We start from the raw sequence: 13,554 nt of genomic DNA, 5'->3' as shown, positions 1-13,554 counted from the left end.
CGCCTTCGCGGGCAAGCCTCGCTCCTACAGGTCATGCGTCGTTCATGAAAACACCGATAACCTGTAGGAGCGAGGCTTGCCCGCGAAGAGGCCCGCACAGACACACACATTCTGGACATGACCCCATGAACACCACCGAAAGCCTCAAGGATTACCAGCGCGTTCGTCTGTTGGCGATCCGTTCGCTGTTCGAGATCATCGAGCAGTCCAGCGAAGGCACGGTGATTGTCGACCGCGACGCGAACATCGTCTGGATGAACGAACGTTATGCCCGACGCTTCGGTCTGGATTCGGCGCAAGTGGCCATCGGCAAAGCCTGCGAAAGTGTGATCCCCGGCAGCCTGCTACGGGAAGTGGTGCGCACCGGCCGACCGATTCTGCTCGACATGCAGGACACCCCCAAGGAACCGTTGGTGGTGATGCGCCTGCCGATCCATGACGACGCCGGCGTGGTGATCGGCGCCATCGGTTTTGCGTTGTTCGATGAGTTGCGCAGCCTGTCGCCGATGCTCAAGCGCTACATGAGCATGCAGGAAGAATTGGCCTCCACCCGTTCGCTGCTGCGGGCGCGGCAGACCAAGTACAACTTCGCGCATTTTATCGGCACCAGTGCGGCCAGCCTCGAAGTCAAACGCCGCGCCCGACGCAGCGCCAGTGCTGACTCTCCGGTTTTGCTGCTCGGCGAAACCGGCACCGGCAAAGAGCTGCTGGCGCAGGCGATTCATGGCGCATCACCCCGTGCGCACAAAGCTTTCGTCAGCATCAACAGCGCAGCGATTCCCGAGGCGCTGCTTGAGGCCGAGTTCTTCGGCACTGCCCCCGGCGCGTTTACCGGGGCCGATCGCAAGGGCCGCGTCGGCAAGTTGCAGATTGCGCAGGGCGGCACGCTGTTTCTCGATGAAATCGGCGACATGCCGCTGCCGCTGCAAAGCAAGCTGCTGCGGGTGCTGCAGGAAAAGGAATTCGAACCGGTCGGGTCCAACGAAGTGATTCAGAGCGATGTGCGGGTGATCGCCGCGACCTCCACCGACCTTGAAGCGGCGATCAAACGCGGCGAGTTTCGCGCCGATTTGTATTACCGCCTCAATGTGCTGCCGATCCAGGTGCCGCCGCTGCGTGATCGTCTCGATGATTTGCCAGCCTTGAGCGAGGCCATTCTTGAAGAGCTGCGCAGTCAGCACGAGCTGAACCGCGAAGCGCTGGAGTTGCTGGCCCGACACGCCTGGCCGGGGAACATTCGCGAGTTGCGCAACGTGCTGGAACGGGCGGCATTGCTCAGTGACGATCTGATGCTGAACGCGACCGATATCCGCGCGGCGATTGGTACGTTTACGCCAGTGGAGCGTGTGGCACCTTTGAAGGTTGAGTCGGTGGCACACGAGACGTTCAGTGAGGCGCGTGAACGGTTTGACCGGCAGTTGATTGAATCGGCCCTCGCGCAATGCGGGGGGAAAGTGATTGAGGCGGCGGCGCGGCTGGGGCTTGGGCGGTCGACGTTGTACAAGAAGATGGTGGCGTTGGGGATTGCTGAGTCTCAATAGAGAGACATGCATCTCTATTTACAGACATATTTTTGGAGCGCTTTGCGCTCATCGCCAGCAAGCCGGCTCCTACAGGGTTTTCGGTGTTGATGCGATCTTCTGTAGGAGCCGGCTTGCTGGCGATGGCGGCCTCCAAACCACAAAAAATCTCAAAAAAGAGACAAACGTCTCTCTCCACACACTGAAATCACAAAAATATCCTTATATTTCAATATGTTGCCACCTTGGCACAAATCTCGCTAAAGCCCTCCCCCACACCGTTTCACCCCACAAAAATAACAATCCAGGAGACACACCATGAGTGTGATCATTGCCTTGGCAGCCCTCGCGCTGCTGATGCTCGCGGCCTACCGTGGCTACAGCGTTATCCTCTTTGCCCCGATTGCCGCCCTCGGCGCCGTTCTGCTCACCGACCCTTCCGCCGTCGCCCCTGCTTTCACCGGGGTGTTCATGGAGAAAATGGTCGGCTTCATCAAACTGTATTTCCCGGTGTTCCTGCTCGGCGCGGTGTTCGGCAAGCTGATCGAGTTGTCGGGTTTTTCGCGTTCCATCGTTGCGGCGGCGATTCGCCTGCTCGGCACCCGTCAGGCGATGCTGGTGATCGTGCTGGTTTGCGCCCTGCTCACTTACGGCGGCGTGTCGCTGTTTGTGGTGGTGTTTGCGGTCTACCCGTTCGCGGCCGAGATGTTCCGCCAGAGCAATATTCCCAAGCGCCTGATCCCGGCGACCATCGCCCTCGGCGCCTTCTCGTTCACCATGGACGCCCTGCCCGGCACCCCGCAAATCCAGAACATCATCCCCAGCACCTTCTTCAACACCACCGCTTGGGCGGCCCCGTGGCTGGGTTTGATCGGCGCAATCTTCGTGGTCTGCGCCGGCATGGCGTTTCTGCAGCGCCAGCGTAACAAGGCTCAGATTTCGGGCGAAGGCTACGGCACCGACCTGCGCAACGAGCCGGAAACCGCTGCCGACATCAAACTTCCCAATCCGTGGATCGCGCTGTCGCCGCTGCTGGCCGTCGGCATCATGAACCTGTTGTTTACCCAGTGGATTCCCCAGTGGTACGGCAAGACCCACAGCCTCGCGCTGCCAGGCATGGCCGCACCGGTAACCACCGATGTCGCCAAACTCACGGCGATCTGGGCCGTTCAGGCTGCGTTGCTGGTCGGCATCATCATGGTGTTGGTGTTCGGCTTCCAGGCGATTCGCGGCAAGTTGGCTGAAGGCAGCAGAAGTGCGGTCAGCGGTTCATTGCTGGCCGCAATGAACACCGCGTCCGAATACGGTTTTGGCGCGGTAATCGCGTCTTTGCCAGGCTTTCTGGTGCTGGCCGAATGGCTCAAAAGCATTCCCAACCCGCTGGTCAACGAAGCGATCACCGTGACTTTACTGGCCGGTATCACCGGCTCTGCATCGGGCGGTATGAGCATTGCGCTGGCGGCCATGGCCAATGACTTCATCGCTGCGGCCCATGCGGCCAACATTCCCCTGGAAGTGCTGCACCGCGTCGCCGCGATGGCCAGTGGCGGCATGGACACCCTGCCGCATAACGGCGCGGTCATCACCTTGCTGGCGGTGACCGGCCTGACCCACCGCGAAGCCTACAAAGACATTTTCTGTATTACGCTGATCAAGACCCTGGCGGTTTTTGTGGTGATCGGTACTTTCTACGCCACTGGCATTGTGTGAGGTATTCATGACGACTCTTTCAGGCAAGACCGCACTGGTCACCGGCTCCACCAGCGGCATCGGCCTGGGCATCGCCCTCAGCCTGGCCAAGGCTGGCGCCAACCTGATTCTCAATGGTTTCGGCGATGCCTCCACAGTGATTGCCGAGGTTGAACAGTTCGGCGGCAAGGTCGGTCATCACCCCGCCGATGTCAGCGACCCTGCGCAGATTGCCGACATGATCGCCTACGCCGAGCGCGAGTTCGGCGGCGTGGACATTCTGGTCAACAACGCCGGCATTCAGCACGTGGCGTCGGTGGAAGATTTTCCCGTGGAGCGCTGGGATTCGATTATTGCGATCAACCTGTCGTCGGTGTTTCACAGCACCCGTTTGAGCCTGCCAGGCATGCGCGCCAAGGGTTGGGGGCGGGTTATCAATATCGCCTCGGTGCATGGCCAGGTCGGTTCGGTGGGCAAAGCGGCTTACGTCGCGGCCAAGCATGGGGTGATCGGTTTGACCAAGGTGGTCGGCCTGGAAACCGCCACGACCAACGTCACCTGCAACGCAATCTGCCCAGGTTGGGTATTGACGCCGTTGGTGCAGAAGCAGATTGACGACCGCATCGCCAAAGGGGTTGATCCGCAGCAGGCGCAGCACGATTTGCTGGCCGAGAAGCAGCCGTCGCTGGAGTTCGTTACGCCGCCTCAGCTGGGTGAACTGGTGCTGTTTTTGTGCAGTGAAGCCGGTAGCCAAGTGCGGGGCGCGGCGTGGAATATAGATGGTGGGTGGTTGGCGCAGTGATTGGGCGATAGACCGCGTTATCGTTCATCGCGGGCAAGCCTCGCTCCTACAGGTCATGCGTCGTTCATGAATACACCGATAACCTGTAGGAGCGAGGCTTGCCCGCGAATGGATCTGAAGATAAAAGAAGAGGCAAAAAATGTCCGACATCCTCTGGCAACCTGACGCCAAACGCATCGCCAAGACCCGCATGGATGCCTTCCGACGCGCCATCAATCAGCGCCACCACCTCGACATTGCCGACTACGCCGCCCTGCACCAATGGTCCATCGATCAACGGGTCGATTTCTGGCAAGCCATCGTCGATTTCTTCGACATCCGTTTCCACACGCAACCGGACGCCGTGCTGATCGAAGGCGATCACATGCCCAGCGCCCAATGGTTTCCCGGCGCCACCCTGAACTTTGCCGAACACTTGCTGCGCCGTCGTGACGATGCCGTCGCCGTGATTGCGATCGGTGAAAACGGCCAGCGCGAACAACTGACCTGGGCCGAACTGGCCGAGCATGTCGCCGGTTTTCAAAACAGCTTGATCGCCGTCGGTGTCGGCCTTGGCGACCGCGTTGCCGCGTGCATGCCGAACACTTGGCAAACCCTGGTCGCCATGCTCGCCACCACCAGCATCGGGGCGATCTGGTCCTGTTCGTCGCCGGACTTCGGCACCCAGGGCGTCATCGACCGCTTCGGCCAGATCGAACCGAAAGTGCTGATCACCTGCGCCGGTTACCGTTATGCCGGCAAAGACATCGACCAAAGCGCCAAGGTCAACGAAATCCTTGAACGCCTGCCGTCGCTGCAACAGCTGATCGTGGTGCCTTACGCACGACCCCAGGCGCACATCAAAGACTTCCGCACCCACGCAGGCGTGACACTTTGGGATGCGTTCTACGAACCGGGCGGCGAGCCGGATTTCGTTGCCGTGCCTTTCGCCCATCCGCTCTACATCCTCTATTCCAGCGGCACCACCGGCGTGCCCAAATGCATCATCCACAGCACCGGCGGCGTGCTGTTGCAGCACGTCAAGGAACACGGCCTGCATTGCGACCTCGGGCCCGGCGACCGCTTGTTTTACTACACCACTTGCGGCTGGATGATGTGGAACTGGCTGGTGTCGGCCCTGGCTGTTGGCAGCGCCGTGGTGCTGTACGACGGCTCGCCATTTCATCCCGGCCCGGAGCGTTTGATCGACCTGATCGACGACGAGCGCATCAGCGTGTTCGGCACCAGTCCCAAGTACCTCGCGACCCTGGAAAGCAACGGTGTGAAGCCTCGGCAAAGCCATGATCTCGGCACGCTGAAAACCCTGTTGTGCACCGGCTCGGCGCTATCGCCGCAAAGCTACGACTACGTCTACCGTGACCTCAAGGCCGACCTGTGCCTGGCGTCGATGTCCGGTGGCACCGACATCGTTTCGTGCTTCGTGAACGGCAATCCGCTGCTGGCGGTGCGTCGCGGTGAAATCCAGGGCAAGAGCCTGGGGATGGCGGTCGAAGTCTGGAACGATGCCGGCCGTGCGGTCATTGGCGAAAAAGGTGAACTGGTCTGCACCCGACACTTTCCGGCCATGCCCGTCGGCCTGTGGAACGACCCGACCGGGGAAAAACTGCGCGCGTCTTATTTCAGCCTGTTCCCCGGCGTCTGGGCCCAGGGCGATTACGCCGAACAATTGGCTCACGGCGCGATGATGATTCACGGGCGCTCGGATGCAGTACTCAACCCCGGCGGCGTGCGCATCGGCACGGCGGAGATTTACCGTCAGGTGGAGAAAGTCCCGCAAGTCACCGACAGCGTGGCCATCGGTCAACAATGGCAAGACGACGTGCGGGTGGTGCTGTTCGTGCGGCTGGTCGAGGGGGTCGAACTGGACGAGGCGCTGCAACAGCAGATTCGCCAGATCATCCGCGCCAACACCACGCCACGCCACGTACCGGCGAAGATTGTCGCCGTGACGGACATTCCGCGCACCATCAGCGGCAAAGTGGTCGAGTTGGCGGTGAGGAACGTTGTGCATGGCCAGCCGGTGAAAAACACCGATGCGCTGGCCAATCCCGAAGCGCTGGAGCAATTTCGGAATCGGCCGGAACTCAACACTTGAAACACACCCCGGCTCCTACAGAGGGGATGCGGGTCAGTCCATCAGGCCCCATTCGCCGGGTTGTGCGTTGGGTCCCGGTGATGCGTCGGCATGCAGCTTGAGCCGCAGGCGCAAATTGTTCAGCGAGTCCGCATGCTTCAAGGCCTCTTCTTCGCCGATAGCGCCTTCGATCACCAGTGCGTACAGCGCGCAATCGAACGTCTGCATGCCCTGTTCGGTCGACTTCTCCATGATCCCTTTGAGCTCGTCGAATTCATTGCGCCGTATCAGGTCGCCTACGGTCGGCGTGCCCAGCATCACTTCTACCGCCGCCCTGCGTTGACCGTCGCGAGTGCGCACCAGACGCTGGGAAACGAACGCTTTAAGGTTGTTGCCCAGGTCATGCAGCAGTTGCATCCGCCGTTCTTGCGGGAAGAAATTGATAATGCGATCCAGCGCCTGATGGGCGTTGTGGGCATGCAAGGTGGAAATCACCAAATGCCCGGTGTCGGCAAACGCCAGCGCATGCTCCATGGTCTCGCGGTCGCGGATCTCACCGATCAGCACCACGTCGGGTGCCTGGCGCAGGGTGTTTTTCAGCGCGGTATGAAAACTGCGGGTGTCGACGCCGACCTCGCGCTGATTGATGATCGATTTTTTGTGCCGGTGGATGTACTCGATGGGGTCTTCGATGGTGACGATATGCCCGCTGCTATGGCGGTTGCGGTAATCGATCAACGCCGCCAGCGAGGTCGACTTGCCTGAGTCGGTGGCGCCGACGAACAGCATCAGCCCTTGTTTGAGCATCACCGTTTCCAGCAGCACGGGTGGCAACTTGAGGTCTTCGAAACGCGGAATATCGAGCTTGATGTTGCGCACCACGATCGACACATCGTTGCGTTGCTTGAAAATATTGACCCGAAAGCGCCCGACACCCGACAACGAAATCGCCAGGTTCATCTCCAGCTCCCGATCGAACTCCAATCGCTGTTCGGCGTCCATGATGGACGCGGCAATCGCGGCGATTTCCCCCGGTTTGAACGGCTGGTCGGCCAGGGGTTTGAGTACACCGTCAAACCGGGCGCAGGGTGGCGCACCGGTGGACAGGTACAAATCGGAACCCTCCTGGCTGGACAGGGTCTTTAACAGCGCATCGATTTCCATGGCAAAAAACACCCGCGAAGCATTCAATGAACAGAAATGACCCAAAAAATCGGTCATTCAGCGTCTACCGCCCTAGGATAGTAGACGCCGTCACCCCGACCGACGTGCAGGACACCTTGATGAACGCAGTACCCACCGGCAGCGATGCCCAGGCCTTGATTGCCCGACTGGACTGGACGTGCACCCCGCTCGGCGCCGCCAGTGACTGGCCGCAGAGCCTGCGCACAGCGGTGGACATCGTGATTCACTCACCGATGCCGATGCTGTTGCTGTGGGGGCCGCAGCTTACGCAGATCTATAACGACGGCTTCGCGCTGCTGGCCGGCAGCAAGCATCCGCACGCTTTCGGACAACCGACGCACCAGATCTGGCCAGAACTCAAAGACTTTACCGACCCGATTTACAGCGCCGTCCTACAAGGCCAGGTGCGGACCTACAGCGAACAGCGCTTCACCCTGCAACGCGACGGGAATGATTCCGACTTCTGGCTGGATTTGACCTACAGCCCGATCCGCGATGAACACGCCGACGTCGCCGGGATTCTGGTCACGGCCATCGAAACCAACGAACGCCGACGTATCGCCCTCGAACTGGAGCAGCGCTCGGCCGCCAGCCTGAAGGCTCAACGCGAGACCGAGGAACGCCTGCAACTGGCGCTGGCAGCCACTGACGCCGTCGGCACCTGGGACTGGGACATCGGCGAAGACCGCTTCATCGCCGACGCGCACTTCGCCCAATTGCACGGCATCGACCCGCTACTCGCCAGTCAGTTGCCCATCAGCGACTATCTCGAAGCCGTGCATCCGGAAGACCGCTCGATGGTCACCCGCGGCATCAAGCAATGCATCACTCAGGGCAGCGAATACGCCGAGGAATATCGCCTGCTGCAACCCGACGGCCAGATGCGCTGGGTGTTTGCCCGGGGCCGTTGTTACAAGGACCACCATGGCCGGCCGATCCGTTTCCTCGGCGCCGCGCTGGACCTGACAGAACGAAAACACACCGAACAGGCCTTGCGTCAGAGTCAGACCGAGCTGCAACTGATCATCAACGCCATGCCGATCCTGATCAGTTACGTCGACAGCGAGGAACGCTTTCGCCTGAACAACGCGGCGTACCTCGACTGGTACGGCCTGACGCCCCAGGAGCTTTACGGTCGGACCATTCGTGAGGTGCTGGGTGAAGAAGCCTACGCCTTGCGCGCCGAATACATCGCCGAAGCATTGGCTGGCAGGACCTGCTGTTTCAGCATCAGCACGCCGCATCGTGATGGCAGCACCCGACAAGCCTTGATGAATTACCTGCCCCGCCACGGGCCGGATGGCGCGGTGAACGGTTTCTACATTTTTGTGATCGACGAAACCGAGCGCAAACAGACCGAAGAAGCCTTGCGCAATCTCAACGAAACCCTTGAGGAACGTGTCGCCGCCCGTACCCAGCAATTGGCCGAAGCGAACCAGCGCCTGCAAAACGAAATGTTCGAACGCGAGCGCGCCGAAGATGCCCTGCGCCATGCGCAGAAAATGGAAGCGGTCGGCCAGCTCACCGGCGGCATCGCCCATGACTTCAACAACATGCTCACCGGGATCATCGGCAGCCTCGACCTGATGCAGCGCTACATCGCCGATGGGCGTACCGCCGAGATCGGCCGTTTCACCGAAGCGGCGGTGTCGTCAGCCAACCGCGCAGCCGCCCTGACCCATCGCCTGCTCGCTTTCTCCCGGCGCCAGTCGCTGGACCGCAAGCCGCTGAACGCCAACGAACTGATTCATTCTCTGGAAGATTTGCTCAGCCGCACCAAGGGCGACCACATCGAGCTGAAACTGCAACTGGCCGATGAAGCCTGGCCGGTCAGCACCGACGTCAGCCAACTGGAAAACGCCCTGCTCAACCTGGTGATCAATGCGCGGGATGCCATGCCCGATGGCGGCGAGTTGCGTATCGAAACCGCCAATGTCTATCTGGACAGCAGTGACATCAACATTCTGGAACCCGTCAAGGCCGGGGATTACCTGATGATCGCCGTCAGTGACAACGGCACCGGCATGACCCCGAAAGTGTTGGCCAAGGCGTTCGATCCATTTTTCACCACCAAACCTATCGGCCAGGGCACGGGGCTGGGTTTGTCGATGATCTACGGTTTTGCCCAGCAGTCGGGTGGCCACGTGAGCCTGTTCAGCCTGCCGGGCCAGGGCACCAGCGTGCGCCTGTTTTTGCCGCGTTTGCACGAGATGGAGCCGCAAGATGTGCTGACGCCGGTCATCGGCGAGGCCCCCTCGGCGATAGCCGGGGAAACCGTGGTGTTGGTGGAAGATGATCCGGCGGTACGCATGCTGGTGTTCGATCTGCTCAAGGAGCTGGGTTATCGCGCCCACGAGGCCGAAGATGCGAAGACCGCCCTGCCCCTGCTCGAATCCGATTTGCGGGTCGATCTGCTGGTGACCGATGTCGGGCTGCCGGGCATGAACGGTCGGCAATTGGCAGAAATCGCCCGTCAGCACCGTCCGGAGCTCAAAGTGCTGTTCATGACCGGTTACGCGGAAATGGCCGCCGAGCGTCAGAGCTTCCTTGAGGAAGGCATGGACATGGTGGCCAAACCGTTTTCGGTTGACCTGCTGGCCAACAAGATTCGCACGATGATCGGCCAACCCGAGTGAGTTGAGGCATAATCGCGCGCCCCGATCCCCCCACATAGCCACTACCGTTGCAAGGTACTCGCCCCATGAAAGCTCAAGCCCGCCATATTCTGGTGAAAACCTCGGAAGAAGCCGAGCAGCTCAAACAACGCATCGCCAAGGGCGAAGCCTTCGATGTGCTGGCCAAGAAGTATTCCACCTGCCCGTCCGGCAAGCGCGGCGGTGATCTCGGTGAAGTACGGCCAGGGCAGATGGTCGGTGTGATTGATGCGGTGATTTTCAAGAAGCCGTTGCGGGTGGTGCATGGGCCGATCAAGAGCAAGTTTGGCTATCACCTGGTGCAGGTGTTTTATCGGGATTGATGGGTTGGCTTGAGGGCCCCATCGCTGGCAAGCCAGCTCCTACAAGGACCGCGAAAAACCTGTAGGAGCTGGCTTGCCAGCGATCCGACTGCGCAGCAGCCGGCCATTCACCACCTACCGCGGAATCAGTGCCCCAGGCACCTGAATCACCCGACTCGCCAACCGATGCCCCGCCTCGGCCGCCTCCACCGGACTCCCCCCCTTGAGCCGACTGGCCAGGTACGCCGCACTGAACGAATCCCCCGCCGCCGTCGTGTCCACCACGCGTTCGACCTTCTGTGCCGGCACCTCGAACGACTCGCCCTCACAGCGAATCAGGCACGCTTCGGCACCGCGCTTGAGCACCACTTCCGGCGTCCCCACCTGCTCGTACGCGGCGAACACCGCCTCGCAATCGGAAAAATGAAACAGCGCCTGTTCGTCGTCGACAGTCAGCAACGCCAGATCCACATACGGCAACACGCTGCGATACGCCGCCCGAGCCTCCTCGATCGACGCCCACAAACGTGGCCGGTAATTGTTATCGAACACAATCCGCGCATCCCGCTGCCGTGCTTCGATCAGAGTTTCCAGCAACTTCTCCCGACCTTGTACACCGAGCACCGCCAGGGTGATGCCGCTGAAATACAACACGTCGTAATCCGGCAGCGCCGCGAGGATCGGCGCGGCGGCTGGCGTGGTAAAGCAATCGCGGACGGCGGCTTCGTTGCGCCAGTAGAGAAAACGCCGCTCACCGGCGGCGTCGGTCTGGATGCAGTACAAACCGGGCAAGCGACCGGGCAGGCGCTGGACCATGTCCAGGCCAATGTTTTCGGCGGCCCAGCTTCGGCACATGGCGTCGCTGAAACTGTCGTCGCCCAGGGCGGTGACGTAATCAACGCTGCCGCCTTCGCCGAGTTCCCGGGACAGATAGACCGCCGTGTTCAAGGTATCGCCGCCGAAGCTCTGTTGCAGACTGCCGTCGGCGCGATGTTGCAACTCGATCATGCATTCGCCGATCAGGGCGATGCGCGGGATGTTGGGGCCGAGTGTGTTGATGGTGTTCATTGTTGTGGTGTCTCTGGTGGTTCGGTGGTGTCTGAGAGGACGCCTTCGCGGGCAAGCCTCGCTCCTACAGGTTTTGTGTCATTCGCAAATGATGATTACGGCACAAATCCTGTAGGAGCGAGGCTTGCTGGCGATGGCCGCGCCTCGGTCTGGAACCTTAGAAACAGGTTTCCATGGTTTCGATGACATTCAACTGCTCATCCACCAGACACCCGGTGCGCCACTTGTCGAACGTCAGGCACGGGTGCGAAGTGCCGAACGAAATGATATCGCCCACCCGCAGCTCAATCCCCGGCGCCACGGTCATGAACGCGTGCTGATCCATCACCGCCGTCACCTTGCAGGCACTGACATCGTCACCCTTTGCCGGCACCACACCAGCCTTGTAACGCAGCAACGGCACCGGCAGCCCGGCGTCGTAGGCCACGTCGCGCTTGCCCAGGGCGATCACCGCAAAACCCGGTTCCGGCAACGACTGCACATGGGCCCAGACTTCCAGCGCCGGGCGCAGGCCTTCGTGCAGGTCGCTACGACGGTCGAGCACACAGCATTGCGCTTCTTTATAGATGCCATGGTCGTGGGCCACGTAGCTGCCAGGGCGCAATACGCTGAGGAAACGTCCGCCAGCGTTCTGCGCTTCGAAGGACTCGGCGATCAGGTCGTACCAGGCCGAACCCGACGCGGTGATGATCGGCTTGGCAATGGCGAACGCGCCGCTGTCCTGCAACTGCACCGCCAGACGCACCAGCGACGCGGCGAACGCACGAATGCCGGTGACCGCATGATCACCGTGAATCACGCCTTCATAACCTTCGATACCGGTCAGTGCCAACGCGGGTTGTGCATTGATGGCCTTGGCCAGGGCGATCACTTCCTCTTCGGTCCGGCAACCGCAACGGCCACCCACCACGCCGTACTCGATCATCACGTTCAGGCGCACACCGCGCGAGGCGAAATACGCGCCGAGGTCAGCGACGTTGTCCGGGTGATCGACCATGCAATGGAAATCGAACGTCGGGTCCGCCAACAAATCGGCGATCAGCGCCATGTTCGGCGTCCCCACCAATTGGTTGGCCATCAGCACCCGACGCACACCATGCGCGTACGCCGCGCGGGTTTGCGTGGCGCTGGCCAGGGTGATGCCCCAGGCGCCGGCGTCCAGTTGGCGGCGAAACAAGGCCGGGGTCATGCTGGTTTTGCCGTGAGGCGCGAGTTCGGCGCCGCTGTTGCTGACGAACGCCTGCATCCAGCGAATGTTGTGTTCCAGCGCCTCGCGATGCAGCACCAGCGCAGGCAGGCTGACGTCGCGCACCAGATGGGCACCGGTCTGGGCAAAGCCCTTTTCCACGGCAGCAGTATTTTGGGCAGAAGACATGGTCGAACTCCTCACATTTTCGCGGCCGTGAACAGCCGCTGTTATTCGTTAATGCGACGGGCCAGGCGGTTGGCGTTGTCGATCAACACCCGGCGATAGTCGTTGTAATGCGTCTTGGCATCGGCCCGTGGGGCGACGATGCACAGGGTCGCAATGGCCACGCCGTTCGGGTCTTTGACCGGGGCGGCGAAGCAATGGGTAAAGGTGTCGGCGACACTGTCGAAGGAGAAAAAACCGTCGATGCCGGCCTGACGGATTTCACCGAGAAACTGCTCCAGCGGCAGGCGTTCACCGTTAGGCAGGATGAAGTCGTCGTGATCGATCAGGTCGATGATTTCCTGGTCGCTCAGGTGCGCCAGCAACAGGCGCCCGGACGCGGTCCAGGGGATCGGCGCGTTCTCGCCGATGTCCGAGGAAATGCGGAAATGCCGCTCGCCCTCTTTCATCAATGCCACCGTGTATTTGCGCCCGTTGAGCAGGCACATCTGCGCGGTTTCATGGGTCTGGCTGACGATCTCCTGCAGGGCGTGATCGGCCTCGCGGGTCAGGTCGAAATGACGCAAATGCGCCTGCCCGAGGAAGTACAGCTGACGGCCGAGGTAAACGTGACCGTCCTTGCCCACGGGCTCCAGAATCCGCCGTTCGAGCAAGGACGCCACCAGTTCGTAGACCGTGGATTTCGGGCTGCCGATGCCACTGGCAATTTCATTCGGACGCAGGGGCTGGCCGATTTCCTTGAGGAAATCGAGGATATCGAACGCCCGGTCCAGACCGCGAGCCCGGCGCTTGATGGTGTCTTCGGTCATGTCAGTGTTTCCCAATCAAAGTGCCGGGAGTTTACCCAGAGTGCCGTGTCGACCGTTAGGCCGCCATCGCCGGCAAGCC

The 13,554-nt window shown here is 60.9% G+C and carries 10 protein-coding genes; 6 read left to right on the top strand and 4 right to left on the bottom strand.

Translation table 11 applies throughout. From position 1 onward, the window contains the following. Positions 1 to 125 precede the first annotated feature (125 nt). The 4 genes from PMI32_RS04150 to PMI32_RS04165 all read left to right on the top strand — a co-directional run bounded on the left by PMI32_RS04150 (position 126) and on the right by PMI32_RS04165 (position 6,106). Positions 126 to 1,541: a sigma-54 interaction domain-containing protein gene (locus PMI32_RS04150; protein WP_008033794.1), complete on the top strand. Its 1,416-nt coding sequence runs from the start codon at positions 126 to 128 to the stop codon at positions 1,539 to 1,541. A 297-nt stretch (positions 1,542 to 1,838) separates the two neighbouring features. Beyond that, the gene (locus PMI32_RS04155) at positions 1,839 to 3,230 is read left to right on the top strand and encodes a GntP family permease (RefSeq protein ID WP_008033793.1); all 1,392 of its coding nucleotides are present in this window, start codon (positions 1,839 to 1,841) and stop codon (positions 3,228 to 3,230) included. A 7-nt stretch (positions 3,231 to 3,237) separates the two neighbouring features. Then, the gene (gene hbdH / locus PMI32_RS04160; RefSeq protein WP_008033792.1) at positions 3,238 to 4,011 is read left to right on the top strand and encodes a 3-hydroxybutyrate dehydrogenase; all 774 of its coding nucleotides are present in this window, start codon (positions 3,238 to 3,240) and stop codon (positions 4,009 to 4,011) included. A gap of 139 nt (positions 4,012 to 4,150) precedes the next feature. Beyond that, positions 4,151 to 6,106: an acetoacetate--CoA ligase gene (locus PMI32_RS04165; RefSeq protein ID WP_008033791.1), complete on the top strand. Its 1,956-nt coding sequence runs from the start codon at positions 4,151 to 4,153 to the stop codon at positions 6,104 to 6,106. Positions 6,107 to 6,139: 33 nt separating this feature from the next. Here the strand turns inward: PMI32_RS04165 and PMI32_RS04170 are convergent, their stop codons facing one another. Next, a complete protein-coding gene (locus tag PMI32_RS04170) occupies positions 6,140 to 7,249 on the bottom strand; it encodes a PilT/PilU family type 4a pilus ATPase (protein ID WP_032829113.1) in 1,110 nt (369 codons plus the stop codon). A gap of 119 nt (positions 7,250 to 7,368) precedes the next feature. Here PMI32_RS04170 and PMI32_RS04175 point away from each other — a divergent pair, with 119 nt between their 5' ends. Then, a complete protein-coding gene (locus PMI32_RS04175; RefSeq protein WP_008033789.1) occupies positions 7,369 to 9,906 on the top strand; it encodes a PAS domain-containing hybrid sensor histidine kinase/response regulator in 2,538 nt (845 codons plus the stop codon). Between the two features lie 65 nt (positions 9,907 to 9,971). Further along, positions 9,972 to 10,247, top strand: a complete 276-nt coding sequence (locus tag PMI32_RS04180; RefSeq protein ID WP_007898282.1) for a peptidylprolyl isomerase — start codon at positions 9,972 to 9,974, stop codon at positions 10,245 to 10,247. 114 nt (positions 10,248 to 10,361) lie between these two features. Here PMI32_RS04180 and PMI32_RS04185 read toward each other — a convergent pair whose 3' ends face one another. The 3 genes from PMI32_RS04185 to PMI32_RS04195 form a co-directional block, all read right to left on the bottom strand. Next, positions 10,362 to 11,294 (bottom strand): sugar kinase, encoded by a 933-nt coding sequence (locus tag PMI32_RS04185; protein ID WP_008033786.1) that lies wholly within the window; start codon positions 11,292 to 11,294, stop codon positions 10,362 to 10,364. A gap of 157 nt (positions 11,295 to 11,451) precedes the next feature. Beyond that, positions 11,452 to 12,669 carry an amino acid deaminase gene (locus PMI32_RS04190; RefSeq protein ID WP_008033784.1) on the bottom strand — a complete coding sequence of 406 codons (1,218 nt, stop codon included), beginning with the start codon at positions 12,667 to 12,669 and terminating at the stop codon, positions 11,452 to 11,454. A gap of 41 nt (positions 12,670 to 12,710) precedes the next feature. Further along, entirely contained in the window at positions 12,711 to 13,475 is a 765-nt protein-coding gene (locus tag PMI32_RS04195; RefSeq protein WP_008033782.1) for an IclR family transcriptional regulator, read from the bottom strand. Between the last annotated feature and the right edge of the window lie 79 nt (positions 13,476 to 13,554).

The organism is Pseudomonas sp. GM60 (assembly GCF_000282415.1).
GTDB lineage: Bacteria > Pseudomonadota > Gammaproteobacteria > Pseudomonadales > Pseudomonadaceae > Aquipseudomonas > Aquipseudomonas migulae.
The sequence above is the reverse complement of the archived record's forward strand: the minus strand, read 5'-3'. Positions and strand labels throughout refer to the sequence as shown.

What these genes read in the sequence shown, in the direction of transcription:
- PMI32_RS04150 (WP_008033794.1), top strand. Translation starts at nt 126, where the DNA reads ATGAACACCACCGAAAGCCTCAAGGATTACCAGCGCGTTCGTCTGTTG.
- PMI32_RS04155 (WP_008033793.1), top strand. Translation starts at nt 1,839, where the DNA reads ATGAGTGTGATCATTGCCTTGGCAGCCCTCGCGCTGCTGATGCTCGCG.
- hbdH (WP_008033792.1), top strand. Translation starts at nt 3,238, where the DNA reads ATGACGACTCTTTCAGGCAAGACCGCACTGGTCACCGGCTCCACCAGC.
- PMI32_RS04165 (WP_008033791.1), top strand. Translation starts at nt 4,151, where the DNA reads ATGTCCGACATCCTCTGGCAACCTGACGCCAAACGCATCGCCAAGACC.
- PMI32_RS04170 (WP_032829113.1), bottom strand. Translation starts at nt 7,249, where the DNA reads ATGGAAATCGATGCGCTGTTAAAGACCCTGTCCAGCCAGGAGGGTTCC.
- PMI32_RS04175 (WP_008033789.1), top strand. Translation starts at nt 7,369, where the DNA reads ATGAACGCAGTACCCACCGGCAGCGATGCCCAGGCCTTGATTGCCCGA.
- PMI32_RS04180 (WP_007898282.1), top strand. Translation starts at nt 9,972, where the DNA reads ATGAAAGCTCAAGCCCGCCATATTCTGGTGAAAACCTCGGAAGAAGCC.
- PMI32_RS04185 (WP_008033786.1), bottom strand. Translation starts at nt 11,294, where the DNA reads ATGAACACCATCAACACACTCGGCCCCAACATCCCGCGCATCGCCCTG.
- PMI32_RS04190 (WP_008033784.1), bottom strand. Translation starts at nt 12,669, where the DNA reads ATGTCTTCTGCCCAAAATACTGCTGCCGTGGAAAAGGGCTTTGCCCAG.
- PMI32_RS04195 (WP_008033782.1), bottom strand. Translation starts at nt 13,475, where the DNA reads ATGACCGAAGACACCATCAAGCGCCGGGCTCGCGGTCTGGACCGGGCG.